Source organism: Streptomyces sp. GESEQ-4, from assembly GCF_017948455.1.
In the GTDB taxonomy this organism is placed as follows: Bacteria; Actinomycetota; Actinomycetes; order Streptomycetales; family Streptomycetaceae; genus Streptomyces.
Map to the genome: position 1 here is coordinate 151,126 of NZ_JAFFSU010000003.1, position 23,463 is coordinate 174,588.

Genomic DNA, 23,463 nt, shown 5'->3' on the forward strand with positions numbered 1-23,463 from the left:
GTCACGCCGCGTGTCCGCCGTCCACCGCGAACTCGGCGCCCGTGACATAGTCGGCCCCCGCCAGGTACGCGACCATCGACGCCACCTCCTCGGACGTGCCGAAACGCCCCAGCGCCGTCATCTCCGCCTGGCCGGGCGCGTACGGGCCGTCCCCCGGGTTCATGTCCGTGTCGATGGGCCCGGGGTGGACGATGTTCGCCGTGATCCCGCGCGCACCCAGCTCCCGCGCGAGCGCCTTCGTCAGCCCGATCAGCGCAGACTTGCTCATGGCGTACAGCGTTCCGCCCGGCCCCGGCACCCGCTGGGTCATGCAGGTACCGATCGTGATGATCCGGCCGCCCTCCGGCATCCGCGCGGCGGCTGCCTGGGAGGCCAGGAACACCCCGCGCACGTTCACGGCGAGCAGCCGGTCGACATCGCTGACCGACAGGCTCTCCAGCGGCCCGAGCAGGCCGACGCCCACGTTGTTCACCAGGACGTCCAGCCCGCCCAGCGCCTCCGCCGTACGCGTCACCGCCCCGGCCGCCTCCCGCGCGTCCGCGGAGTCCGCGCGCAGGGCCACCGCCCGCCGCCCGAGCGCCTCGACGGCCCGTACGACGTCCTCGGCCGCGTCCTTGCCGTTCACATAGGTGACGGCCACGTCCGCGCCCTCCCGGGCCAGCCGCAGTGCCGTCGCCGCGCCGATACCGCGGCTGCCGCCGGTCACCAGGGCCACCTTGCCGTTGAGAGTTCCGTAAGAAGTCATGCATCCATCCCAGCGGCGGGGGCCGCGCGGTGCTGGCGGCGAACGGACGTCGAGGTCGCCCGGAACGCCCTGCAGAGACCCACGGGCGGGCTCTTCTCGACTCACGCGGGCTGAACCGATGAGTTGCGGGTGCGGGTGGGGTCTGAGGTGATGACAGCAGACCCCACCACAGAGAGAAGGCACCCGCCATGGGCAAGCTCGTCTCCCAGATCTTCGTCAGCCTCGACGGCGTCTACCAGGCACCGGGCGGCCCGCAGGAGGACACCCGGGGCGGCTTCGAGCAGGGCGGCTGGACCGTTCCCTACGCCGAGGAGGACTTCGGCGCGTTCGTCACCGAGGTCTTCGGCAGCGTCGACGCGTTTCTCCTCGGCCGCCGGACCTACGACATCTTCGCCGGGTACTGGCCGAAGGTGACCGACCCGGCCGACCCCGTCGCCTCCAAGCTCAACGCCCTGCCCAAGTACGTCGCCTCGTCCACCCTCACCGACCCCGAGTGGTCCGGCACCACCGTGCTCGGCGGCGACCTGGCCAAGGAGGTCACCGCCCTCAAGGAGCGCACCGACGGCGAGATCCAGGTCCACGGCAGCGGCGCGCTCCTGCAGTCCCTGTTCGCCCTCGACCTCGTCGACACCGTGCACCTGCTGACCTTCCCGGTCGTGCTGGGCGCCGGCTTCCGGCTCTTCCCGGAGGGCTCGGTGCCGACCGCCTTCCGGCACAGCGGCGGACGGATCACCTCGACAGGCGTCTCCATCCAGTCGTACGACCTCGCGGGCCGCCCGGAGTACGGCTCATACGAGCTGCCCGAGAACGCCTGACCAGCTGCCGCCCGGCCTGCGTGAAGACGCCGGGCGGCAGGTTAATTTCCCGAAAACTCATCGGACTTGACGGGAAATTCTCCGGAGTTGACATTGACATGCCACTGTCTACGCGCGTCATCATGGGGGGCATGAGATTCCCCCCACGGATCACTCGCATCGGCGCCGCAGCCGCCGTCCTGTCCGCCCTTCTCATCGGCGGCACCGTCACCGCCACCCCGGCGGCCGCCGCCGTCGGCAGCATCTGCTACACCGACCTGCCCTCCCAGGCGCACGACACGCTCGACCTGATCGAGCAGGGCGGCCCGTACCCGTACGAGCAGGACGGGACGGTCTTCCAGAACCGCGAAGGCATCCTGCCCTCCCAGTCGACCGGGTACTACCACGAGTACACGGTGATCACGCCGGGTTCGTCCACGCGCGGAGCTCGCCGGATCGTCACCGGTGAGGAGAACCAGGAGGACTACTACACCGCGGACCACTACGAGTCGTTCGACCTGGTCGACTACGGCTGCTGAGCCTCAGCCGGACTTCCGGCTCTCGGCGGCGGCGAACAACGCGAACCCCAGCACCAGGAACGCGACGCTCGCGTAGATCTCGTAGCCGTCGAGAAAGTCGATCCTCTGTACGAGGCCGATCTTCCAGTCGGTGAACTCGTGGACGAGGCCCATCGCGCCCTGCGCCAGGGCGATGAATCCGAGTAGCTCCAGCAATTCCTTCATGGTGAGGACACTCGCCCCGCGGACCCCCCACAGTCATCGGCCGCGGGGCGAGGCCATTTCGACGGAAGTCCATGATCCGTCCGCGCCCCCGCGCCGAAAGTCTGCGGCGGTGCGACTTTGGTCGTCGATCATGCGTACGGGGAGGTGGGGCGGGCCCGCACTGCGTAGATTTGTCGACCGTGAGTGGTGACAAGGCGGAGCAGGCTGTGTCGGCGTTCCAGGGGCGCCGGTGGCTGTTCCCGTCCGCCGTGGTCCATGAGCTCGACCCCGATGCCGGAGCGTCCGGGCGGCGACCGCGGCGCACCGCACGCGACTGGGTCGTCGACTTCTCCTGCTTCGTGCTGGCCGTCCTGATCGGCCTGGCGGGCGCGGAGACCGTGAACGGAGACCCGAACACACCGGACTCGCTCGCCGCCCTCGACCAGTTGCTCGGCGCCGTCGCCTGCGCCTCCGTCTGGCTGCGCCGCCGCTGGCCGGTCGAGCTCGCCGTCGCGATGGCTCTCCTCGGCTTCGTGTCGAACTCCGCGGGTGGCGCCGCCACGATCGTCTTTTTCTCGCTCGCCGTGCACCGGCCCTTCAGGTACGTGGCCTGGGTCGGCGGCATCGTCCTCGCGGGGATCCCGCTCTACTTCTGGTGGCGTCCGGAGCCCGGTCTGCCGTTCGTGCCGGCGGTCCTGCTCGCCTCGCTGCTCACCGTCTCGGCCATCGCCTGCGGCCTGCTCGTACGGTCGAAGCGGCAGCTCATGCTGAGCCTGCGCGACCGCGCCCTGCGCGCCGAGACGGAGGCGAAGCTGCGCGCCGAGCAGGCGCAGCGGCTGGCCCGCGAGGCCATCGCCCGGGAGATGCACGACGTGCTCGCGCACCGGCTGACGCTGCTGAGCGTGCACGCCGGTGCGCTGGAGTTCCGGCCCGACGCACCGCAGGCGGAGGTCGCGCGGGCCGCGGGCGTCATCCGGGAGAGCGCGCACGAGGCGCTGCAGGACCTGCGCGAGATCATCGGCGTGCTGCGGGCCGGCGAACCCGACGAGGCCGGCCGTCCGCAGCCGACGCTCGCCGCGCTGGACGCCCTGGTCGCCGAGTCCCGCGAGGCCGGCATGAAGGTCACCCTCGACAACCGCGTCACCGACCCCGCCGCCGTCCCGGCCTCCGTCGGCCGCACCGCCTACCGCATCGCCCAGGAGGGCCTGACCAACGCCCGCAAGCACGCCCCCGGCACCGAGGTCACCGTGTCCGTCACGGGCGGCCCGGGGGAGGGCCTGACCGTGGACGTACGGAACCCGGCACCCGAGGGCGAGGTTCCACCCGTACCCGGCTCCGGGCAGGGCCTGATCGGACTGACGGAACGGGCCACGCTGGCCGGGGGGCGGCTCGCGTACGGGCCGGAGGGGGACGGAGGGTTCGGGGTGCGGGGCTGGCTGCCGTGGGGGTGAGCGACTCCGGCCAACTCACCGGCCGCGACCGTGATTACGTAGGGTCCATGACTGCGATCAGAGTGCTCCTCGTCGACGACGACCCCCTCGTACGAGCCGGGCTGTCCTTCATGATGGGCGGGGCCGACGACATCGAGATCGTCGGGGAGGCGGCCGACGGCCGCGAGGTCGAGGCGCTCGTCGACCGCACCGGCCCGGACGTCGTCCTGATGGACATCCGGATGCCGTCGATGGACGGGCTGACGGCCACCGAGCGGCTGCGCGGCCGCAAGGACGCCCCGCAGGTCGTGGTCCTGACCACCTTCCACGCCGACGAGCAGGTGCTGCGGGCGCTGCGCGCCGGCGCCGCCGGATTCGTCCTGAAGGACACCCCGCCCGCCGAGATCGTCGACGCGGTGCGCCGGGTCGCGGCAGGCGACCCCGTCCTGTCGCCCTCCGTCACCCGCCGGCTGATGGAGCACGCGGCCGGTGCCGCGGCCGACACCCGGCGGGCACGCGCGCGTGCCCGCATCGAGGCCCTCAACGACCGTGAACGCGAGGTCGCCGTCGCGGTCGGCCGGGGGCTGTCCAACGCCGAGATCGCCGCCACCCTCTTCATGAGCGTGGCCACCGTCAAGACCCATGTCTCCCGCATCCTGGCCAAACTCGACCTCAACAACCGTGTGCAGATCGCCCTGTTGGCGTACGACGCGGGACTTCTGGAGGAATCCGAGGAGGACGGGCACTGATCGCGGGTGCCGGGCGTTGTCTGTGTGTCGCGGCTGTTGTGCGGGGGCTGTTGTGCGGGGGATGGTGTGCGAGGGGGAGGGCCATGACGGACGTCATCGACATGGGGGAGTTCGGCGAGGGGTTCCGCGTGAACCCGCATCCGGCGTACGCACGCCTGCGCGCCGAAGGCCCCGTCCACCGGGTCCGGCTGCCTGAGTGGCACTCCGAGGTGTGGCTCGTCGTCGGGCATGAGGAGGCGCGTACGGCACTCGCCGAGCCGCGGCTGTCCAAGGACGGCGCCAAGATCGGCCTGAAGCCCCTCGACGAGGAGCTGATCGGGAAGAACCTGCTGGTCACCGATCCACCCCAGCACACCCGGCTGCGCGGCCTGATTGCCCGCGCTTTCACCATGCGCCGCGTGGAGGCACTGCGCCCGAGGATCCAGCAGCTCACGGACGAACTGCTCGACGCGATGCTGCCGCGGGGCCGTGCCGACCTGGTGGAGGCCCTGTCCTATCCGCTGCCGATCACCGTCATCTGCGAACTGCTCGGCGTGCCCGAGATGGACCGCGCGGAGTTCCGCAAGATGTCCACGGAGGCGGTCGCACCGAGCAGCCCGGGCAGCGAGCACGACGCCTACGTCCGCCTCGGCGCGTACTTCACCGACCTGATCGAGGACAAGCGCGCCGCCGGGCCGAGCGGCGACCTGCTGAGCGACCTGATCCGCACCACCGCCGAGGACGGCGACCGGCTCTCCCCGGACGAACTGCGGGGCATGGCCTTCATCCTGCTCATCGCGGGCCACGAGACCACGGTCAACCTCATCACCAGCGGCGTCCACTCCCTGCTCACCCACCCCGACCAACTCGCCGCGCTGCGCGCCGACATGAGCCTCCTCGACGGCGCCGTCGAGGAGATGCTGCGCCATGAGGGCCCGGTGGAGACGGCGACGTTCCGGTATGCCGCGGAGCCCCTGGAGCTGGGCGGCGTCCGGATCGACAAGGGCGAGTCGGTGATGATCGGCCTCACCGCTGCCAACCGCGACGCGAGCCGCTATCCCGCTCCCGACACCTTCGACATCCGCCGTGACGCCCGCGGCCATGTCGCCTTCGGCCATGGCATCCACTTCTGCCTGGGCGCCCCGCTGGCCCGCCTCGAAGCGCGTACGGCGATACGGTCCCTGCTCGACCGCGCCCCCGACCTCGCCCTCGACGGCCCACCCGGCGAGTGGCTCCCGGGCATGCTGATGCGCGGCATGCGCAGCCTGTCGGTGCGCTGGTGAGCGGCAGAGCGGGGGGAGCGGGGGGAGCTGCAGCCGACGGGGCGGTGGGCGCCGTGGCTGACGGTGCCGCGCGAGCCCTGGTTGACGGTGAGCTGAGAGCCGTCGCTGCCCCTGCCCCGCACGTCGTGGACGACGCTGTCCTGAAGGCCGTAGATGTTACGGACCGCTGAGGCGGCGCGGCGCTGCCGCCATCCCGCTGTCGTCCGTCACTCCGCTGTTGTCCGTTACCTCGCTGTCGTCCGTCCCGTCGATGTCCGATTACACCGTCGTGGACGCGGAGCCGCCCGGGATCTCCGCGAGTCGTACCGGTCTTCGCTCGCGCCGGGACACGTCGCAGGCCTCGGCGATCCGCAGGGACTGCAGGGCCTCGCGGCCGTCGCAGGGGTTGGCGCGCTCGCCCCGCACCACCTCGATGAACGCGGCCAGTTCGGCCTCGTAGGCGGGCCCGAAGCGCTCCAGGAAGCCGGTCCACGGCTTGTCCGCGGCCGGTGGCCCGTGGGGCTCGGTGGACGCGATGGGCGTACGGTCGTCCAGGCCGACCACGACCTGGTCCAGCTCCCCGGCGAGCTCCATGCGGACGTCGTATCCCGCTCCGTTCAACCGCGTCGCCGTGGCCGTGGCGAGCGTGCCGTCGTCGAGGGTCAGGACGGCCGCGGCCGTGTCGATGTCACCGGCCTGCCGGAACATCGCGGGACCGGCGTCGGACCCGGCGGCGTAGACGTCGACCACCTCGTGCCCCGTCACCCAGCGCAGCACGTCGAAGTCGTGGATCAGGGTGTCCCGGTACAGCCCGCCGGACTGCGGCAGATACGCGGCCGGCGGCGGCGTCTGGTCCGAGGTCAGCGCCCGCACGGTGTGCAGCCGCCCCAGCCGTCCGGAGCGCACCGCCTCCCGGGCCCCCGCGTAGCCGGCGTCGAAGCGGCGCTGGAACCCCATCTGGAGAACCGTCCCCGCGGTCTCCACCTCGGTGATCGCCTGCACGGTGCCAGGCACGTCGAGGGCGATCGGCTTCTCGCAGAACACCGGCAGCCCCGAGCGTGCCGCCCGGCCGATCAGTTCGGCGTGGGCCGATGTCGCCGTCGTGATCACCACGGCGTCCACGCCCCAACGGAAGATCTCGTCCACCCCTGGCGCGGCCGTCTCCCCCAGCCGCTGTGCCAGATCCTGTGCCCTCTCCCGGTTCGCGTCCGTGAGGATGAGGGACCCGACCTCCCGATGGCGACTGAGCGTGTTCGCGTGAATGGCGCCGATTCGCCCCGTACCGATGACCCCGATGCGCATAAAAACAAACCTGCGGCCCAGGCCCTTACCCTGTCAATGCGTATGTCCGGACAATCGAACTACACAACTTCCCGTCAACCGCCCACGGGGCTACGCTCGGCCCGTGCCGAAACCAGAAGTGGACCCGACCGTGCAGCTGGACCTCAGTGTGGACCGAAGCAGTCCGGTGCCGTTGTACTTCCAGCTGTCCCAGCAGCTCGAAGCGGCGATCGAGCACGGAACGCTCACCCCCGGCAGCCTGCTGGGCAATGAGATCGAGCTCGCCGCACGTCTCGGACTGTCCCGGCCCACCGTCCGCCAGGCCATCCAGTCCCTGGTCGACAAGGGCCTGCTGGTCCGCCGCCGAGGCGTCGGCACCCAGGTCGTGCACAGCCAGGTCAAACGCCCGCTGGAGCTCAGCAGCCTCTACGACGACCTGGAGGCGGCCGGCCAGCGCCCCGCGACCCGGGTCCTCGTCAACACGGTCGTCCCCGCGTCCGCCGAGGTCGCGGCCGCCCTCGCCGTCGGTGAGGACAGCGAGGTCCACCGCGTGGAACGGCTGCGGCTGGCGCACGGCGAGCCGATGGCGTACCTCTGCAACTTCCTGCCGCCCGGGCTGCTCGACCTGGACACCGCGCAGCTGGAGGCCACCGGCCTGTACCGGCTGATGCGGGCCGCCGGGATCACCCTGCACAGCGCCCGTCAGTCCATCGGCGCCCGCGCCGCCGGCGCCGCCGAGGCCGAACGGCTCGGCGAGCCCGAGGGTGCCCCGCTGCTCACCATGCAGCGCACCACCTTCGACGACACCGGCCGCGCGGTCGAGTTCGGCACCCACACCTACCGGCCGACGCGCTACTCCTTCGAGTTCCAGCTCCTCGTACGACCGTAGGAGCCGTAACCGGAATCCGTCCGCGAGCCCGCTATTCGTCTCAATGTCAGGACAAAAGGACGTCTAACGCGCCCCTTCAGGGGCGCGGGGCTTGCATCCCCGTACCGCACCTGTGGTCACCGTGAGGCAGAATCTGCGGTGATGAGCAACTACCGCGACCTACCGTTCCCGAGAGCACTGAGCAACGTCGGTGTGCCAGGCGCCCCCATCGGTTCCCGCCGCGCGCCCACGCTCCGCACAGTCGGTACGAGGGAACGCCGCTCCCACCTCACCGCCCCCCGCGTGCCCACCGTCGGCATCGACATCGGCGGCACCAAGGTGATGGCGGGCGTCGTGGACGCCGACGGGAACATCCTGGAGAAGCTCCGCACGGAGACCCCGGACAAGTCCAAGAGCCCGAAGGTCGTCGAGGACACCATCGTCGAACTGGTCCTTGACCTGTCCGACCGGCACGACGTGCACGCCGTCGGCATCGGCGCGGCCGGCTGGGTCGACGCCGACCGCAACCGCGTACTGTTCGCGCCTCACCTGTCCTGGCGCAACGAACCGCTGCGCGACCGCATCGCCGGCCGCCTCGCGGTCCCGGTCCTGGTGGACAACGACGCCAACACCGCCGCGTGGGCGGAGTGGCGCTTCGGCGCCGGCCGCGGCGAGGACCACCTCGTCATGATCACGCTCGGCACCGGCATCGGCGGCGCGATCCTGGAGGACGGGCAGGTCAAGCGCGGCAAGTACGGCGTCGCCGGCGAGTTCGGCCATATGCAGGTCGTCCCCGGCGGCCACCGCTGCCCCTGCGGCAACCGCGGCTGCTGGGAGCAGTACAGCTCCGGGAACGCGCTGGTCAGAGAGGCGCGTGAGCTGGCGGCGGCCGACTCCCCGGTGGCGTACGGGATCATCGAGCACGTCAAGGGCAACATCGCCGACATCACCGGCCCGATGATCACCGAGCTGGCCCGCGAGGGCGACGCCATGTGCATCGAGCTGCTCCAGGACATCGGCCAGTGGCTCGGCGTCGGCATCGCCAACCTCGCGGCGGCGCTCGACCCCTCCTGCTTCGTGATCGGCGGCGGCGTGTCCGCGGCCGACGACCTGCTGATCGGCCCCGCGCGGGACGCCTTCAAGCGGCAGCTCACCGGCCGCGGCTACCGACCCGAGGCCCGCATCGCCCGCGCCCAGCTCGGCCCCGAGGCCGGCATGGTCGGCGCCGCCGACCTCGCCCGCCTGGTCGCCCGCCGCTTCCGCCGCGCCAAACGCCGCCGCGTCGAGCGGTACGAACGTTATGAGCGGTACGCGGAGGCTCGCCGCGAAGCCCGGGAGGCGCTGTGACGGCCCAACTGCCCCATCAGGCCCCGCCCGCGGACGAGCAGCCCGGGCAGAGCGAGGCCCGCGGCCGGGTGATCCGCCGCCGGGCGCTCACCCTGCTCATCATCGTGCTGCTCATCGGCGTACCGGCCGGCTATCTCGTGATCTCCGCCGCGCAGAGCCGGGACAGCGGCCGCGACAAGGAGGAGAAGTACTCGGCGCGGGGCCTCACCCCCGTCTGGCCGTCGAGGGTCCAACGCCGCCTTTACCAGGTGCCGATGCCCCACCCGTCGGGCAAGGTCGCCTACTACGAGACGAACAACTGGAAGACCAGCCGGCTCTACGTCCAGTTCCAGACCCCCAACGCGAACCTGGACGTCTTCCTCAAGGACATGGGCACCAGCCGGTCCGAGCTGAAGCGGAACAAGATCACCATCGGGAAGCGCGACCAGAAGGTCACCGGCTGGGACTTCTCGAGCCCCGGCCCTTGGTACGGCCTGGTCCACGAGCAGCGCGACCCGCGGCCCACCCAGCAGGTCATGGTGAGCCTGGGCGATCCGAACAACCCGTTCATCTACGTCGTCTCGCGCGTCATCCCCTGAGGCTCCGCGCCCGCCCGGGCCGGTGGCCGGGGCCGATTGTCAGACCCCGCCCGTAGAGTCGAAGACGTCTGATCCGACACACGGGCGGGAGGTGACAGGACGTATGACCGAGGCGACCGCGGTGGCCGACCGGGCGGGGGAGTCCGTACCCCTGCGACTCGCGGCCGTCTTCCTGCCCGCACCAGTCCCGCGCGAGAGCCGGATCGCCTTCTGGGATCCCGAGGGCGACATCGGCGGCGACTTCCCGAGCGGCGACGGCATCGGTCGTACGGAGCTGACAGTCGTACGACGTCATGGCACCGGAGTGCGCCGCAGGCCCGCTCCCGCGCTGTCGCTGCCGGTCGGCGAGGCGCTGCCGCTGCTGGTGCGGGCGCGGCGCGACCCCGCCGCACACCCGGCCACCGCGTGCTGGGGCGCCGCCGCGCTGCACGCGCTGCGGCTCGCGGCCCGTGGACGCCTGCTGCCCGGACTGACCCCGTCCGGGCACGACGCCTGGCGGGCCGGACCCCTCGAACCGGACGACATCGCGCACCTGCGCGCGGTCGCGGCGGCGCTCCCGCCCGAGGGGCATGCCGTGCCCCTGCCCGGTCCCGGACCGCTTCGGCTGCCCGAACCGGAAGCGCTGATGCGCGCCTTCCTCGACGCGGTCGCGGACACCCTGCCCCGCACCCCCGCCGCGCCGTACGTCTCCGGCAGGCCCTTCGCGGATACCCGCCCGCAGCATCTGCCGGATGCCCACGACTGGGCCGCGGAGGTCGCCGCCGGCATGGACGCGGGCGTGCGGATCTCGCTCCGGCTGGACCTGTCGGCGTACGACCTGTTCGACGGGGGCGAGCGGGTCCGCAGCGCCGGCGCGGCGATCGTCCAGGTGCACAGCCTCGCCGACCCCACGCTCGTCGTGGACGCGGCGGCCCTGTGGGCGGGTGAGGCGGACGCGGCGTTCGGGCCGCGCGCGCACGTGGACGCCGCCCTCGCCGTGCGCCGCGCGGCCCGCGTCTGGCCGCCGCTGGACCGGCTCGCCGAACAGGACGTGCCAGATGTACTGGCCCTGACCGAGGGGGAGCTGGGCGAGCTGCTCGGTGCCGCGGCCACCCGGCTCGCCGCCGCCGGGGTCGCCGTGCACTGGCCGCGGGACCTGGCGCAGGACCTCACCGCGGCAGCGGTCGTACGGCCCGCGCCGGGCTCGGCGACCGACGGCACCGGCTTCTTCGAGAGCGAAGAACTCCTCCAGTTCCGCTGGCAGTTGGCGCTCGGCGGCGACCCGCTCACCGAGGCCGAGATGGACGCGCTCGCCGAGGCGCACCGACCCGTCGTACGCCTCAGGGACCAGTGGGTCCTCGTCGATCCGGCACTCGTGCGCAAGGCACGCAAGCGCGAACTGGGGCTGCTCGACCCGGTGGACGCGCTGTCCGTCGCGCTGACCGGGAGCGCGGAGGTCGACGGCGAGACCGTGGACGCGGTGCCGACCGGCGCGCTGGCCGCCCTGCGCGACCGGCTGACGGCGGGGGTGCGGCCCGTCGAGCCGCCGCCGGGGCTGCGCGCCCGGCTGCGGGACTACCAACTCCGGGGCCTGGCCTGGCTCGACCTCATGACCTCGCTCGGCCTCGGCGGCTGCCTCGCCGACGACATGGGCCTCGGCAAGACGATCACGCTCATCGCGCTGCACCTGAAGCGGGCCCGCAGCGAGCCCACCCTGGTGATCTGCCCGGCCTCCCTGCTCGGCAACTGGCAGCGGGAGATCACCCGTTTCGCGCCCGGCGTCCCCGTCCGCCGCTTCCACGGCCCCGACCGCACCCTGGACGACCTGGACGGCGGCTTCGTCCTCACGACGTACGGCACGATGCGCTCGGCGGCGCCGGCGCTGGCCCAGCAGGCGTGGGGCATGGTCGTCGCGGACGAGGCCCAGCACGTCAAGAACCCGTACTCGGCGACCGCGAAGGCGCTGCGCACGATCCCGACGCCGGCGCGGGTGGCCCTGACCGGCACGCCGGTGGAGAACAACCTCTCCGAGCTGTGGGCGCTGCTGGACTGGACGACACCGGGACTGCTCGGCCCGCTGAAGTCCTTCCGCTCCCGGCACGCGCGCGCCGTGGAGAACGGCGAGGACGAGGAGGCGGTGGAGCGGCTGGCCCGTCTGGTCCGCCCCTTCCTGCTGCGCCGCAAGAAGTCCGACCCGGGCATCGTTCCGGAGCTGCCGCCCAAGACGGAGACGGACCACCCCGTTCCGCTCACCCGGGAACAGGCCTCGCTCTACGAGGCGGTGGTGCGCGAGTCGATGCTGGCCATCGAGACCGCGGAGGGGATCGGACGCCGTGGCCTGGTACTGAAGCTGCTGACCTCGCTGAAGCAGATCTGCAACCATCCCGCGCTGTACCTCAAGGAGGAGATCCGCGGCGACGGCCACGCCGCCCGCTCCGGCAAACTGGCCCTGCTGGACGAGCTGTTGGACACCCTGCTCGCCGAGGACGGCTCGGCGTTGGTCTTCACACAGTACGTCGGGATGGCTCGCCTGATCACCTCTCACCTGGCCACCCGGGCGGTCCCCGTGGACCTGCTGCACGGCGGCACACCCGTACCCGAGCGGGAGCGGATGGTGGACCGCTTCCAGAGTGGCGCGACGCCGGTCCTGGTGCTGTCGTTGAAGGCGGCCGGCACCGGTCTGAACCTCACTCGCGCGGGCCATGTCGTCCACTTCGACCGCTGGTGGAACCCCGCCGTCGAGGAACAGGCCACCGACCGCGCCTATCGCATCGGCCAGACCCAGCCGGTCCAGGTCCACCGCCTCATCACCGAGGGCACCGTCGAGGACCGCATCGCCGAAATGCTCGAATCCAAGCGCGCCCTCGCCGACGCGATCCTCGGCTCCGGCGAGTCCGCCCTCACGGAACTGACGGACCGCGACCTGTCCGACCTCGTCTCACTACGGAGGCAACCATGACCTCCCGCCCCGCCGACGAGGCCCGCCGAGCCCTCCGGGAGGCCCGGGAGCGTGCGAGCCGACCTGAGTCTGGCTCCGGCGAACAGCGGCCGGGGGCGCACGCGGAGCGCGGCGCGGACGTAACGGCTCCCGAGGAGACGGTGGGCACTGGTCGGCTTGCGACTGGGGCGGCGCGGGTTGGGGGCGGCGGGGCTGCGGGTGGGGCGGCGCGGGTTGGGGATGGCGGGGCTGCGGGTGGGATGGCGCGAGCTGAGGGCGACGGGGTTCCGGGTGGGGCGGCGCGAGTTGGGGACGGCGGGGCTGCCGGCGACGACGTACGGCCGACGACTGGGGACACCTCAGGAGGTGCGACCCGGCCGGGTGACGCGGCCCGGGCGGCGCTGCGCGATGCCGTCACTGGCAGGCGTGCCGTCACCGTGGACAAGGCTGGGGGTGCCTCGGTCGCCGACGGGTCGGGCGGTGCCGCCTTGGGGGAGACCTCCGGCGAGGAGGGGAGCCGGGTTCGGGACGAGGGGGCCGAGGGCGTGGCCCGCGACCGGGCCGTGAGCGGGCAGCGACTGGGCCGTGGGGCGGCGACAGACTCCCGCAAGGCTCCGGAGGGCTCGGGCGACGCTCGGGCGGCGCGTCCCGCCGATGTCGCACGGCAGGCGTTGCGTGCCGCTCGTGGTGAGGGGCGGGAAGAGGGGGCGGACCGTGCGGACGGGGGAGTCGAGCCTTCGCCCAGGCCGAGTCCCCGGGCTCGGACCGCGCCTGCGGAAGAGCGGGGCGGGCACACCCGCGCCGCCCAGGGCCGAGCTCGTGCCCTATCCGACCGGGGCGGGCAGCCCCGCGCCGCCCAGGGACGAGCCAGCGCCCTGTCGGACCTCGTCGCCGACGCCTTTCGGATGCCGACCGCGGACGACCTGCCTGAGGAGGAGCCTGCCGAGACCCCGACTTCCCCCCGCCACCCAGGCTCGCCGAACGCCCTCGCCCGCCCCGACTCTCGCGTACCCACCCACTCCCGACCTCCATCGAGCGCGGGAACCCTGCGCGCCGGGACCGCCCTCACCGAACTGCGCCGCACCTTCCCCGCGTTCGGGCCGCTCCCCTCGGAAGGTGATGGATTCGCGGCGACCTGGTGGGGCAACGCATGGGTCGCGGCGCTGGAAGAAGGGGCCCTGGATGCCAAGCGGTTGGCCCGGGGACGTGGATATGCGCAGCAGGGGAATGTGGAGGCCATCACCGTCACGCCCGGTCTCGTCCTCGCGTATGTGCAGGGCAGTCGGCCCCGGCCCTACCGTGTGCAGCTGCGCCTGCGCACATTGGAGGACGCCGACTGGGAGCGGTTCCTGGACACCGCCGCCGAGCGACCTGGGCATATCGCCGCGCTGCTGGACAAGGAGTTGCCGCAGTCCCTGGCGGATTGCGGAGTCCCGTTGCTGCCCGGCCCCGGTGACCTTGCCCCGCAGTGCAGTTGCCCCGACCACGGCCACCCCTGCAAGCACGCCGCCGCACTCTGCTACCAGACGGCACGGCTGCTGGACGCCGACCCCTTCGTCCTGCTTCTGCTGCGCGGTCGCGGAGAGCGGGAACTGCTCGATGCCCTCTCCCGTCGCAACGCCGCCCGCGCGGCCCGCGCCGCACAGGAGCGGGAACCGGCGCCGCTGCCGGGGGTACGGGCCACTGAGGCGCTCGCGCCGCGTCAACTCCCGCCGCTCCCCGCCCCGCCACCCGCACCCCCGCACCCCGGGCAACCCCCGGTCTACCCGGCCGCGCCGGGCGGCCCGGACCCCTTCGCGCTGGACCAGTTGGCGACCGACGCGGCCCTCCGCGCCCATACGCTGCTCGCCACCGGCCGTGACCCGGTCGCCGAACTGACGCTGTGGCAGGACGCGGTGCGGCTCGCCGCGGCCCGCCCGGGTTCCGGACTCACCGCCGGTACCCGTGCCCTGTACTCATCGCTCGCCTCCGCCGCCGGCCGCACCCCTGCCGAACTGGCCCGTGCGGTAGCGGCCTGGCGCCAGGGCGGCCTGGAGGGCCTCGCCGTCCTCGAAGAACCCTGGGACCCACCCGCCGGCCGCTTCGACCGGGCACGTCCCCTCCTCCTCGCCGCCGACCTCCCCGCCTTCCGCCCCTGGCGCAACCGCCTCACCCACCCCCGCGGCCACGTCCAGCTCCGCCTGGGCCGAGACGGCATCTGGTACCCGTACGAATCGGAACCCGGCCACGACGACTGGTGGCCCCGCGGCACCCCCGACCTGGACCCGGTCGGCGCACTGACGGGCTTGGGCACGTCGCCGGGGGACTGAGGACCCCGCACCGCCGGGACGTGCGATACCTGGCATCACCCATAGCGGCGGTCTGCCGCGCCCGCGCCGGACATGATCTCTCTGGCCTCCGCGGGGATGTTGTCGCTGGTGAAGAGGGTGTTGTCCCGTACGACGTTGCCGCGTTGGCCGTCGACGAGGCCGGTGATGCCGGGATTGGTCGCGTAGTTTCCGGTCAGGGTCTGGTCGCCGGTGAGGTTGTTGTTCTGGTTGTTGGCGTGCGCCCACTGGGCGGCGGTGTCGAGGAAGACGTTGCGCTTCGCGGTGATGTAGCGGGAGCCCTCGTCGAAGTACAGGCCGAGTTGCCCGCTCTTCTCGCAGAAGTTCTCCTCGATGGTGGCGCCCGGGTTGGCGGAGAGCGTGTAGATGCAGCCGGCGTCGAACATCGTGTGCACGACGTCGCTCACGTGGTTACCGACCACGCGGAGGTCCTTCTGCGTCGTGGGCGTGTCATAGATCGGCTGGAAGTCGTACAGGCCGCGGTTGATGTACTCGGGGCTGCCGCCCTTGTCGTTGGCGCCCCACCCGAATCCGACCCCGATGCCGGTGTACGGCATGTCGGTGACGTCGTTGTGCTCGATGGTCAGCCGGGTCGCGTAGCTGGCGAAGATGCCGTCCTGGTCCAGGTACTCCAGCGCCGTGGAGAAGACGCGGTTGTCGCCGATCAGGATGTCGCTGTTGGTCATGCGCTCGTCGGACGGGTGGTGCGCGTCGGGACGGACCCCGCCGACCACGATGCCGCCGCCGGCGCTCGCGGTGAACGTGTTGCCGGTGACGGAGATGTTCCGCGCGCCCAGTCCGACGCCGGTGGCGTGGGCGTTGGCGTCGTTGCCGATGCCGAGCCCGACGGAGCCGAGGTTCACGAAGCGGTTGCCGGCGAAGGAGATGCCGTGCGCCGCCGAGACCTGCACGGCCGCGGGCGCCTGTGCCCAGCCGTTACGGGCTCCTTCGAAGCCCTTGCAGCCGACCTCGCACGACGTGAAGGCGTCCGCGGGCCGCTCGGGCTGGACGCCGGTGATGAACGTGCCCGTCTGCTGGTTGGCGTATCCGTTGGGCGAGCTGGGGTGCAGCCACGTGGTGCCGGTGAAGGTCAGTCCCTGGAAACGCAGGTCGTGGGCCGGCTCGTCGTAGGTGCCGCCGACCTCGAGCAGCGTCTCCATGCGCGGCAGTTCGACCCGTGCGCGGTGAATGTCCTGCCCCTCGAGCGGCTTGTAGTAGAGCGAGCCGGCCGTCTTGTCCAGGTACCACTCGCCGGGCCGGTCGAGGAAGCTCTTGGAGTTCAGCAGCCAGAACTGCGGTGTCCTGAACGGGGACTGGATGGTGTCGTATCCGTACGTGTTGTTGTCCCAGGCGGGCTGCTGCATCGTGACGGTGGAGCCGGAGATGCTCTCGACGGGCGCGAAGCGGTTGGTGAAGGACAGCTTCGCCTGGAGTTCGATGCGCTTCTGGTCGGGCAGCGCGGCCAGGTGGTCCAGATCCGGGTTGTTGAGGGTGAAGCCGGTCGGGGTGAGGGTGATGTCGGACCGGTTCAGCTCGAGGCGCGCCCGCTGTGCCGGTACGCCGTCGACGTAGAGCTGCCGGGTGTCGAAGCCGGTGCCGACGTCCGCCTTGTAGATGCCCTTCTCCGGGTCGTCCAGCTCCCAGCCCGTGACCGGGTCCGTGCCGCTCACCACGGGTTTCGCTCCGGGCGCGGCCTTCCAGGTCACCGTGTGCCCGTCGCGGCCGGAGTCGGCCGCTCCGAAGCGCAGCGGCGAGGTGAGCCGGTGGGTCCCGCCGAGGAGGTTCACGGTGACGTCGCCGTCGCCTCGGGCAGCGAGGGCCCGTGCCCGGCGTTGCGCCTCCGCCAGGGTCTTCAACGGCCGTTTGACCGTGCCTGGCCCGTGGTCGCTGGCGCGCGGAGCGCCGGTGGGAGCGACGACGAGTCTGTGTTCCTTGGGAGCGGCGTGTGCGTCGGAGGGCAGGGCGGCGAGCAGTCCGGCGGCCAGGATCGCGGCGGTCGCCATGACGGACGTTCTTGTGTGCCGTGCGAGGAGCGAGGGCATGGCTGTGTCCCTTCTTCGCGGTCGGGGTGCTCCGGGCCGTTCAGGGCCCAGCGGTGTGCGGCACTTCGCTGACGGGATGCGGTACGAGGAACTGGGGAGGACCGGGGTCGTGCTGCTGCGTGCCGGCGCGGTGATCGGCTGCCGTGAGCAGTCGTCGGCCCGCGTGCTCGGGCCGGATGCCGGGACCTCCGGGTGCGGCGGTGTGCTGTCGCCCTGACGCCGTTATCGCTGCCTCGTCGACCTCGATGCCCAGGCCCGGCGCGTGACCGAGGACGAAGGCACCGTCCTCGACGTGCAGGTCGAGGGAGAGGCCGAGGGGCGGCTGGAGGTCCTGCAGCTCGGCGGCGATGAGGTTGGGCACGGACGTCGCGGCGTGCAGGAGCGCCACGGGAGTGTCGCCGATCGGGCTGACGGGCAGATCGTGGGCGTGAGCCAGGGCGGCGACCCGCAGAAAGTGGGTCACGCCCCAGACCGCCGCCGTCTGGACGATGTCCACCGCGTCCCGGGCCAGCAGCGGCCGGTACTGCTCGAGGCCGCTGAGGTTCTCCCCGCTGGCGACCGAAGCCCGGATCCCCCGTCCGACGGCAGCCATTCCTTCGGCGTCCCAGCGCCGGACAGGTTCCTCGACCCAGGTGAGGTCGAGCGTCCGTTCCAGTTCCCCGACGTGACGGACCGCCTGCTTGCGGGTCCAGGTCTCGTTCGCGTCCAGCATCAGGGCCGGCCGCGCCCCCCGTCCGGCCTCGGTCAGGACCTCCCGTACGAGGGTCAGCCGGTCGCGGTCCCGCTCGACGTCCAGGCCACCCTTGAGCTTGGCCGCCCGCAGGCCGTGCTCGGCGTAGGTCTGGTAGACGTGGGCCAGTTCGTCGTCGCTCAGGGCGATGTCGACGGCCGATGCGTAGGCGGGAACCCTTCGGTCGCCTCCCCCCAGAAGGCGCCACAGCGGTTCACCCGCCGCCTTTGCCTTGATGTCCCACAGGGCGGTGTCGAGAGCACCGATGGTCCCGAAGAGGGCTCCGGCGTGGCCTGCCTTGAAGGTGTGCCGCAACATGCGGTCGTAGAGCGCGGTCACGCATCGCGGGTCCTCGCCGTCGATGGCGGAGAAGACGGCGTCCACTGCTATGTGAGGTCCCAGACCGACGCCGGTGATCCCCGCGTCGGTGTCCACCAGGACGATCGGCACCGGAGTGATCCCGTCGGCGTAGACGCCGTTGGCGTCACCGATGGGACGGCCCCATTCGTGGACGGTCGTGAGGGTGCGAAACCCGGTTATCCGCATGTCAGCCCTTCGTGGCACCGGCGGTGATCCCGTCGGCGATCTGGCGCTGGAAGAAGAGGTAGAGCACGAGGACCGGCAGTGCGGCGATCAGCACCCCGGAGGCGAAGGTGGGGATGTCGTCGGAGTACTGACCGCGCAGTGACGTGACTCCGACCATGAGGGTGCGGTGTTCGGGGGACGGCATCATCAGCAGGGAGATGAGCACGTCGTTCCAGCAGAACAGGGCGTTGAGGATGCCGACCGACAGCAGGGCCGGGCGGCCGATCGGCAGCATGATCCGCCGGTAGACGCCGTACGTCGTGTTCCCGTCGATCCTGGCCGCGTCCATGATCTCGCCCGGGATCCCGGAGTAGTAGCTCGTCATCAGGAAGATCGTGAACGGGAGGAACTGCGCGACGTAGGCGAGGATCAGCCCGGGGTAGGTGTCCATGAGGCCGGTGTCCGCCATGACGCGCGCGAGCGGGACCATGATCACCTGGAACGGGATGAACAGCGCCGCAAGAAAGCACAGGAACAGGGCCCGTGAGCCCCGGAACCGCAGGTGGCTCAGCGCGAAGCCGGCCATCGAGCCGATCAGCAGCAGGAGGGCGACCGCGGACGCCACGACGATGACGGAGTTGGCGAAGTACCGTCCCAGGCCCACACTCGTCCATGCCGTGGCGATGTTTTCCCAGGACAGGGAACTCGTCAGGGAGAACCGGTCGAGGATGTACTCGTGCCGGGTCTTCATGGCGACGTTGGCGGTGAACACCAGAGGGTAGATCGTCGCCACTGCCAGGGCGGCCATTGGGACGGCGACCACCCACACACGCAGGCGCGCGCGGCGCATCAGTGCTCCCTCCCCGCGCGGCGGAGCAGCGCGATCTGCGCGAGCCCCACCACGAGCATCAGGAGAAAGAGAACCGTCGAGGCGGCCGAGGCGAGCGCCGGCCGGTTCATCTCCCCCTGCTGGACCCAGATGTAGTACTCGGGCAGATAGGTGGCCCCCTCCGGGCCGCCGCTGGTCATCACGTAGAGCAGGCCGAACATGGACGTCAGCATCCCGATCATGGTCGTGACGAAGACAAACTGAATGGTGCGGGACAGGCCAGGGACGATCACGTGCCAGATGACCTGCGGCAGCGACGCGCCGTCGACCCGGGCGGCGTCGAGGAGTGTGGCGTCCAGGGTGGAGAACCCGGCGAGGAAGACCACCAGGGCCATCCCGAACGTCGCCCAGACGTGCACGCCGACAACCGTGAACATGGCGATGTCCGGATCGCCGAGCCAGTCGACGGGGTCGATGCCGCTGTTCCCGAGAGCCGCGTTGAGCGGGCCGTCGAAGGCCAGCAGCAGGTTGAAGATCGCGCCGACGATCACCGGAGAGAGCACGGCCGGAAAGAAGTAGACGCTGCGGTAGATCCGGTGCCCGGGGACGCGCAGATAGATGAACGTCGCGAGCAGGCCGGGAATCGCCACCGCCACGGGAAGCAGCAGCACGAGCAGTCCGACGTTCTCCAGGGCTGTGTGAAAGAGCGGGTCCCGGAACAGTTCCGCGTAGTTGTCCAGGCCGACCGCGGTCCCGTCGCGCTCGCCGTCGCCGGTGAAGGAGAAGTTGACGCCCATGAGCAGCGGGACCAGGCGGAACGCCACCACGATCGCAATGGCCGGGGCCAGCAGGACGTAGGGCGCGAGGCGTTCGGCACGCTGCCCACTGATGCGCCGCGGGGAACGCACCCCGGGATCCGTACGGCGCGTGCGCTGCCCGGCCTGTGTCTCGTCGGTCCGCCCGGTATCGGCCGGGCGGACCGACGAGGGCGAACCCCTGAGCGGCACGGGTTCAGCCCTTCTGGTCGGAGTCGGCCAGCTTCTGCAAGGCGTCGTCGACGCTGGTCGATCCGCTCAGGATCTGCTGGGACAGCCTCCCCATCAGGTCCAGCGTCTTCGAGGACAGCGCGACATGCAGTGCGGGCTTGCCGGTCTTGATCTCCGACACGATCGTGGTGAGGGCCTGACCGCCGCCCGACACGTCGAGGGTGCTGTCGGACGCGACCGCGCCGGCGTCGGCGTAGAACGCCTTGAGAGCGTCCTTCGACGTCAGGGAGCGCACCAGGTCCGCGGCCAGTTTCGGCTTCTTCGTCCACTCGGCGACCCCGTAGCCGATACCGCCGTCGTACGGAAGGCCGGGAACGGCTTCGGAGTTGACGAGCGGAGCCCGCATCACGCCGATGTCGTCCGGGTCCAGGAACTCGCTGAAGTCCTTCCAGTGGCCCACGTCCGACATCAGCCCCACGATGTGGGCGGCCTCACCGGACTGGAAGCGGGCGAAGGCGTCGTTGAACAGCGCGGTCGAGTTGGCCCCTTCGTTGTTCAGGCCGGCGTCCTCGGCCTCCTTCCAGAGCTCGAAGATCTGCCGCACATGGGGTGAGTTCCAGTCCCGCTTCCCGGCGATCCAGTCGTCGTACTCCTGCGGTGTGAGGACGCCCGGCCCCAGTGCCGAGAGGAAGAACTGGATGCCGATGCCCTCCTTGTTCCCGAGGGAGAGGCAACTGGCCTTGGTCTTCTCGGCGATGGCCTTGCAGTCGTCGAGGAACTCCCGCCACGTCGTCGCCGGGCGTTCGGGGTCGAGACCGGCGTCCTTGTAGAGGGCCTTGTTGTAGTAGACCGGATGCCCCTGCAACGTCACCGGCGCTGCATAGATCTTGCCCTGCGCGGTGAAGGCCTCCCAACCCGCAAGCCGTTTCCTGTCCTCGGCCACGTAGTCGTCCAGGGGCAGGAGGGCGTCCGTACGGTCGCGTATCTCGCCGCCGCCGTTGAAGAGCATGACGTCGGGGCCCTTGCCTGACTGAATGGCCGTGCCCAGCAACGTGTAGTACTGGTCGAACGGCTGGGCGACGAACTCCACCTTCACATCGGGGTGCTTCTCGGCGAAGTCGGCTTTCGCCTGCTTGATGTAGGAGGCGGCCGACTCCTCGCCGGACTTCCAGTCCCAGACCACGAGCTTGTCGTCCGCGTTGTCGGAAGAGGAGCCGGATCCCGCGCTGCCGCAGCCGGACAGCGTCATCGCCGCGACCAGGACGGCCGACCACAGTGCTCGCCGCTTCATGCCGATCACTCTCCGTTGCCTTGCGGGGACTCTCCGCCCGCCGATGACCCGGAAACGTAACTCGTATGACGTATGACGTCAATGGCTGTCACGTATGATGGCTGCTCAAGTCGCCCGCGTGGTCGCGGGACCACCGGAGGAACCATGACGGCAACGCAGCCAGCAGCTGACAGCAGTTCGGCGCCTCCCGCCTGGGCACGACGGCCGACCAACCTCGCGAAGGCGGTCACAGCCGAGCTGGTGGGGCGCATCGTTCGCGGGGAGCACCCGCCGGGGACGCCGCTGCCGCCCGAGCCCGCTCTCTGCGAGGCCTTCGCGGTGAGCCGGACCGTCATCCGGGAAGCCGTGAAGATCCTTCAGGAGAAGGGACTGGTACAGGTCCGCCAGGGGGCCGGCACCATGGTGACCGCCCCGGCGAAGTGGAACATGCTCGACGAGCACGTCCTGGCGGCGAGCATCGACCAGGACGAGAGTCTGCAGCTCCTCGACGACCTCGTGGTCACACGGCGGCTGCTGGAGTCCGACATGGCGCACGTCGCCGCCCGGCTGGCCACTCAGGACGTCGTGGATCACCTGCGCACACTGGTGGACCGCATGGACGAACTCGTTGACGACCACGCCACGTACGCGGAGCACGACCGCGCCTTCCACGACGTCATCATGCAGGCGTCGGGAAACCGCATCGCCCGTGGGGTGATACGCGCACTGGAGAGCCAGGTCGTCAACACCGCGCGGTACATGGGCCGGCCCGAGCGCGCCATGTGCGTCGCGTCCAACCACGGCCATCGCCGCGTGTACGAGCGCATCGCCGCCCACGACCCGAGCGGTGCGGCCGAGGCGATGTTCACCCACATCACCGAAGCCTGGCTGGTCCGCCGCAGCGCGCCGGGCGACCCGGTGCGGCTGGACCGCTAGCGAGCGGCCTCGCCGGCGAGGCAGGTGACGGCGGCGCTCGACTCAACTGCCGTCGGAGGCCCGCCGGTTACGCCCCGCCGACACCCACCGCGGCACCGCTGGTACTCCGGTCGCGTTCATGACGCGTGTCCGCGTCGCTGGTAGTGGTGCTTCCGTTCGCGGCCGAGCGCGGTGGCTGCCGTGCCTGGTTCCGGAACTGTGCGGGCGACGATCCGACCACGCGGCGGAACGCGGTGCTGAACGCGCTCTCGGACTGGTAGCCCGTGGCCTGTGCGAGCTCGGAGATCGACATGGTGTCGCGGGTGAGGGCGTCGCGCGCGAGGCTCATGCGCCACTGGATCAGGTACTCCAACGGCGGGACCCCGACGTGGCTCTTGAAGGCCTGGGCGAACGCGGAACGCGACATGTGGCTGATCTCGGCGAGCTCCTTGAGGCTCCAGGAGTGGGCCACGTCCGCGTGCACGGCGCGCAGGGCGGCACCGATGCCGTCCTCGTTCAGGGCGCCCAGCCAGCCGGTGGGCCGGTCTGTCTGACCGGCGTGAGCACGCAGCATGTGCACGAGCAGGATCTGTGCGAGATGGTTCTGCACCAGCGGGCCGCCCGCGGCGCTGACCCCGACCTCGGTGGCCAGGAGATCGATCAGCTGCGCGAGCCGCCCGCCATGAGGATCGCCGACGCGGACGATCACGAGCGGCGGCAGAAGATCGGTCAGGAGGGCCGCGTTGCTGTCGTCGAACGCGATGTGCCCGACGCAGAGGTAGAGGTCCTCCTCGGACTCCGGGCCGATCCGCACGAACCCGTCTTCGGCACTCGCCCACACCGGCTCCGCAGGGCGCGGGCTTGCGTCGAGCGTGCTGGCCAGCACGTAAGGCGGCGGGTTGCCCAGCATGAAGGTGTCACCCTCCCGCAGCAGCACCGGCTCGTGCCCTTCGAGGATCAACCAGCACGTGCCGCGTACGAGGCCCCCGATCCGCACGTGCAAGAACGTGTCGAAGCGCAACGCCCACTCTCCCGCGGCCCGGAGGTTGGGCCCGATCACCGTGCGGGGCCGGAGCAGGCCGATCGCGTCAGCCACTGGATCCCGAAATCCGAGCACCGACGACACCTCCTGGACGATACGTAAAGAACGCCGGACTCTGCATTATG

20 protein-coding genes are annotated in these 23,463 nt (G+C 71.2%); 11 read left to right on the top strand and 9 right to left on the bottom strand.

Annotated features, from left to right (window positions below):
- Position 1: 1 nt before the first annotated feature.
- Positions 2 to 745 carry an SDR family oxidoreductase gene (locus KCH48_RS08890; RefSeq protein WP_210571812.1) on the bottom strand — a complete coding sequence of 248 codons (744 nt, stop codon included), beginning with the start codon at positions 743 to 745 and terminating at the stop codon, positions 2 to 4.
- 188 nt (positions 746 to 933) lie between these two features.
- Here KCH48_RS08890 and KCH48_RS08895 point away from each other — a divergent pair, with 188 nt between their 5' ends.
- Complete coding sequence (locus tag KCH48_RS08895) at positions 934 to 1,560, top strand: dihydrofolate reductase family protein (RefSeq protein ID WP_210571814.1); 627 nt, start codon at positions 934 to 936, stop codon at positions 1,558 to 1,560.
- Between the two features lie 131 nt (positions 1,561 to 1,691).
- Entirely contained in the window at positions 1,692 to 2,078 is a 387-nt protein-coding gene (locus KCH48_RS08900) for a ribonuclease domain-containing protein (protein WP_210571815.1), read from the top strand.
- 3 nt (positions 2,079 to 2,081) lie between these two features.
- Here the strand turns inward: KCH48_RS08900 and KCH48_RS08905 are convergent, their stop codons facing one another.
- Positions 2,082 to 2,282, bottom strand: a complete 201-nt coding sequence (locus KCH48_RS08905) for a hypothetical protein (RefSeq protein WP_210571817.1) — start codon at positions 2,280 to 2,282, stop codon at positions 2,082 to 2,084.
- A gap of 179 nt (positions 2,283 to 2,461) precedes the next feature.
- On the opposite strand from KCH48_RS08905, the gene KCH48_RS08910 reads away from it, so the two are divergent.
- The 3 genes from KCH48_RS08910 to KCH48_RS08920 all read left to right on the top strand — a co-directional run bounded on the left by KCH48_RS08910 (position 2,462) and on the right by KCH48_RS08920 (position 5,702).
- On the top strand, positions 2,462 to 3,712 hold the full coding sequence (locus KCH48_RS08910) for a histidine kinase (protein WP_374104664.1): 1,251 nt from the start codon (positions 2,462 to 2,464) through the stop codon (positions 3,710 to 3,712).
- 47 nt (positions 3,713 to 3,759) lie between these two features.
- Positions 3,760 to 4,440, top strand: coding sequence for a response regulator transcription factor (locus tag KCH48_RS08915; RefSeq protein ID WP_210571819.1), 681 nt, complete (start codon positions 3,760 to 3,762; stop codon positions 4,438 to 4,440).
- 83 nt (positions 4,441 to 4,523) lie between these two features.
- On the top strand, positions 4,524 to 5,702 hold the full coding sequence (locus KCH48_RS08920; RefSeq protein WP_210571820.1) for a cytochrome P450: 1,179 nt from the start codon (positions 4,524 to 4,526) through the stop codon (positions 5,700 to 5,702).
- A 258-nt stretch (positions 5,703 to 5,960) separates the two neighbouring features.
- On the opposite strand, the gene KCH48_RS08925 is transcribed toward KCH48_RS08920, so the two are convergent.
- A complete protein-coding gene (locus KCH48_RS08925; RefSeq protein ID WP_210571821.1) occupies positions 5,961 to 6,983 on the bottom strand; it encodes a Gfo/Idh/MocA family oxidoreductase in 1,023 nt (340 codons plus the stop codon).
- A gap of 130 nt (positions 6,984 to 7,113) precedes the next feature.
- Here KCH48_RS08925 and KCH48_RS08930 point away from each other — a divergent pair, with 130 nt between their 5' ends.
- The 5 genes from KCH48_RS08930 to KCH48_RS08950 all read left to right on the top strand — a co-directional run bounded on the left by KCH48_RS08930 (position 7,114) and on the right by KCH48_RS08950 (position 14,981).
- Positions 7,114 to 7,851, top strand: a complete 738-nt coding sequence (locus tag KCH48_RS08930) for a GntR family transcriptional regulator (protein ID WP_210572238.1) — start codon at positions 7,114 to 7,116, stop codon at positions 7,849 to 7,851.
- Between the two features lie 141 nt (positions 7,852 to 7,992).
- Entirely contained in the window at positions 7,993 to 9,177 is a 1,185-nt protein-coding gene (locus tag KCH48_RS08935; protein ID WP_210571822.1) for an ROK family glucokinase, read from the top strand.
- Positions 9,174 to 9,755, top strand: a complete 582-nt coding sequence (locus KCH48_RS08940) for a sugar kinase (RefSeq protein WP_210571823.1) — start codon at positions 9,174 to 9,176, stop codon at positions 9,753 to 9,755. Before KCH48_RS08935 ends, KCH48_RS08940 begins: the two co-directional genes overlap by 4 nt.
- Positions 9,756 to 9,858: 103 nt before the next feature.
- Positions 9,859 to 12,693, top strand: coding sequence for a DEAD/DEAH box helicase (locus tag KCH48_RS08945; protein WP_210571824.1), 2,835 nt, complete (start codon positions 9,859 to 9,861; stop codon positions 12,691 to 12,693).
- A complete protein-coding gene (locus tag KCH48_RS08950; protein WP_210571826.1) occupies positions 12,690 to 14,981 on the top strand; it encodes an SWIM zinc finger family protein in 2,292 nt (763 codons plus the stop codon). Before KCH48_RS08945 ends, KCH48_RS08950 begins: the two co-directional genes overlap by 4 nt.
- Positions 14,982 to 15,016: 35 nt before the next feature.
- On the opposite strand, the gene KCH48_RS08955 is transcribed toward KCH48_RS08950, so the two are convergent.
- The 5 genes from KCH48_RS08955 to KCH48_RS08975 form a co-directional block, all read right to left on the bottom strand.
- Entirely contained in the window at positions 15,017 to 17,002 is a 1,986-nt protein-coding gene (locus tag KCH48_RS08955; protein ID WP_210571828.1) for a right-handed parallel beta-helix repeat-containing protein, read from the bottom strand.
- Positions 17,003 to 17,081: 79 nt separating this feature from the next.
- Complete coding sequence (locus KCH48_RS08960; RefSeq protein ID WP_210571830.1) at positions 17,082 to 18,317, bottom strand: mandelate racemase/muconate lactonizing enzyme family protein; 1,236 nt, start codon at positions 18,315 to 18,317, stop codon at positions 17,082 to 17,084.
- A gap of 1 nt (position 18,318) precedes the next feature.
- Positions 18,319 to 19,146, bottom strand: a complete 828-nt coding sequence (locus tag KCH48_RS08965) for a carbohydrate ABC transporter permease (protein ID WP_246885039.1) — start codon at positions 19,144 to 19,146, stop codon at positions 18,319 to 18,321.
- Positions 19,146 to 20,033: a sugar ABC transporter permease gene (locus tag KCH48_RS08970; RefSeq protein ID WP_307840840.1), complete on the bottom strand. Its 888-nt coding sequence runs from the start codon at positions 20,031 to 20,033 to the stop codon at positions 19,146 to 19,148. Before KCH48_RS08970 ends, KCH48_RS08965 begins: the two co-directional genes overlap by 1 nt.
- 103 nt (positions 20,034 to 20,136) lie before the next feature.
- The gene (locus KCH48_RS08975; RefSeq protein WP_210571834.1) at positions 20,137 to 21,402 is read right to left on the bottom strand and encodes an ABC transporter substrate-binding protein; all 1,266 of its coding nucleotides are present in this window, start codon (positions 21,400 to 21,402) and stop codon (positions 20,137 to 20,139) included.
- A 144-nt stretch (positions 21,403 to 21,546) separates the two neighbouring features.
- Between KCH48_RS08975 and KCH48_RS08980 the strand changes: the two genes are divergently transcribed.
- Complete coding sequence (locus tag KCH48_RS08980; RefSeq protein WP_210571836.1) at positions 21,547 to 22,317, top strand: FadR/GntR family transcriptional regulator; 771 nt, start codon at positions 21,547 to 21,549, stop codon at positions 22,315 to 22,317.
- Positions 22,318 to 22,384: 67 nt separating this feature from the next.
- Here KCH48_RS08980 and KCH48_RS43175 read toward each other — a convergent pair whose 3' ends face one another.
- The gene (locus KCH48_RS43175; RefSeq protein WP_307840841.1) at positions 22,385 to 23,392 is read right to left on the bottom strand and encodes an AraC family transcriptional regulator; all 1,008 of its coding nucleotides are present in this window, start codon (positions 23,390 to 23,392) and stop codon (positions 22,385 to 22,387) included.
- Positions 23,393 to 23,463 lie beyond the last annotated feature (71 nt).

What these genes read in the sequence shown, in the direction of transcription:
- KCH48_RS08890 (WP_210571812.1), bottom strand. Translation starts at nt 745, where the DNA reads ATGACTTCTTACGGAACTCTCAACGGCAAGGTGGCCCTGGTGACCGGC.
- KCH48_RS08895 (WP_210571814.1), top strand. Translation starts at nt 934, where the DNA reads ATGGGCAAGCTCGTCTCCCAGATCTTCGTCAGCCTCGACGGCGTCTAC.
- KCH48_RS08900 (WP_210571815.1), top strand. Translation starts at nt 1,692, where the DNA reads ATGAGATTCCCCCCACGGATCACTCGCATCGGCGCCGCAGCCGCCGTC.
- KCH48_RS08905 (WP_210571817.1), bottom strand. Translation starts at nt 2,282, where the DNA reads ATGAAGGAATTGCTGGAGCTACTCGGATTCATCGCCCTGGCGCAGGGC.
- KCH48_RS08915 (WP_210571819.1), top strand. Translation starts at nt 3,760, where the DNA reads ATGACTGCGATCAGAGTGCTCCTCGTCGACGACGACCCCCTCGTACGA.
- KCH48_RS08920 (WP_210571820.1), top strand. Translation starts at nt 4,524, where the DNA reads ATGACGGACGTCATCGACATGGGGGAGTTCGGCGAGGGGTTCCGCGTG.
- KCH48_RS08925 (WP_210571821.1), bottom strand. Translation starts at nt 6,983, where the DNA reads ATGCGCATCGGGGTCATCGGTACGGGGCGAATCGGCGCCATTCACGCG.
- KCH48_RS08935 (WP_210571822.1), top strand. Translation starts at nt 7,993, where the DNA reads ATGAGCAACTACCGCGACCTACCGTTCCCGAGAGCACTGAGCAACGTC.
- KCH48_RS08945 (WP_210571824.1), top strand. Translation starts at nt 9,859, where the DNA reads ATGACCGAGGCGACCGCGGTGGCCGACCGGGCGGGGGAGTCCGTACCC.
- KCH48_RS08950 (WP_210571826.1), top strand. Translation starts at nt 12,690, where the DNA reads ATGACCTCCCGCCCCGCCGACGAGGCCCGCCGAGCCCTCCGGGAGGCC.
- KCH48_RS08955 (WP_210571828.1), bottom strand. Translation starts at nt 17,002, where the DNA reads ATGGCGACCGCCGCGATCCTGGCCGCCGGACTGCTCGCCGCCCTGCCC.
- KCH48_RS08960 (WP_210571830.1), bottom strand. Translation starts at nt 18,317, where the DNA reads ATGCGGATAACCGGGTTTCGCACCCTCACGACCGTCCACGAATGGGGC.
- KCH48_RS08965 (WP_246885039.1), bottom strand. Translation starts at nt 19,146, where the DNA reads ATGCGCCGCGCGCGCCTGCGTGTGTGGGTGGTCGCCGTCCCAATGGCC.
- KCH48_RS08975 (WP_210571834.1), bottom strand. Translation starts at nt 21,402, where the DNA reads ATGAAGCGGCGAGCACTGTGGTCGGCCGTCCTGGTCGCGGCGATGACG.
- KCH48_RS08980 (WP_210571836.1), top strand. Translation starts at nt 21,547, where the DNA reads ATGACGGCAACGCAGCCAGCAGCTGACAGCAGTTCGGCGCCTCCCGCC.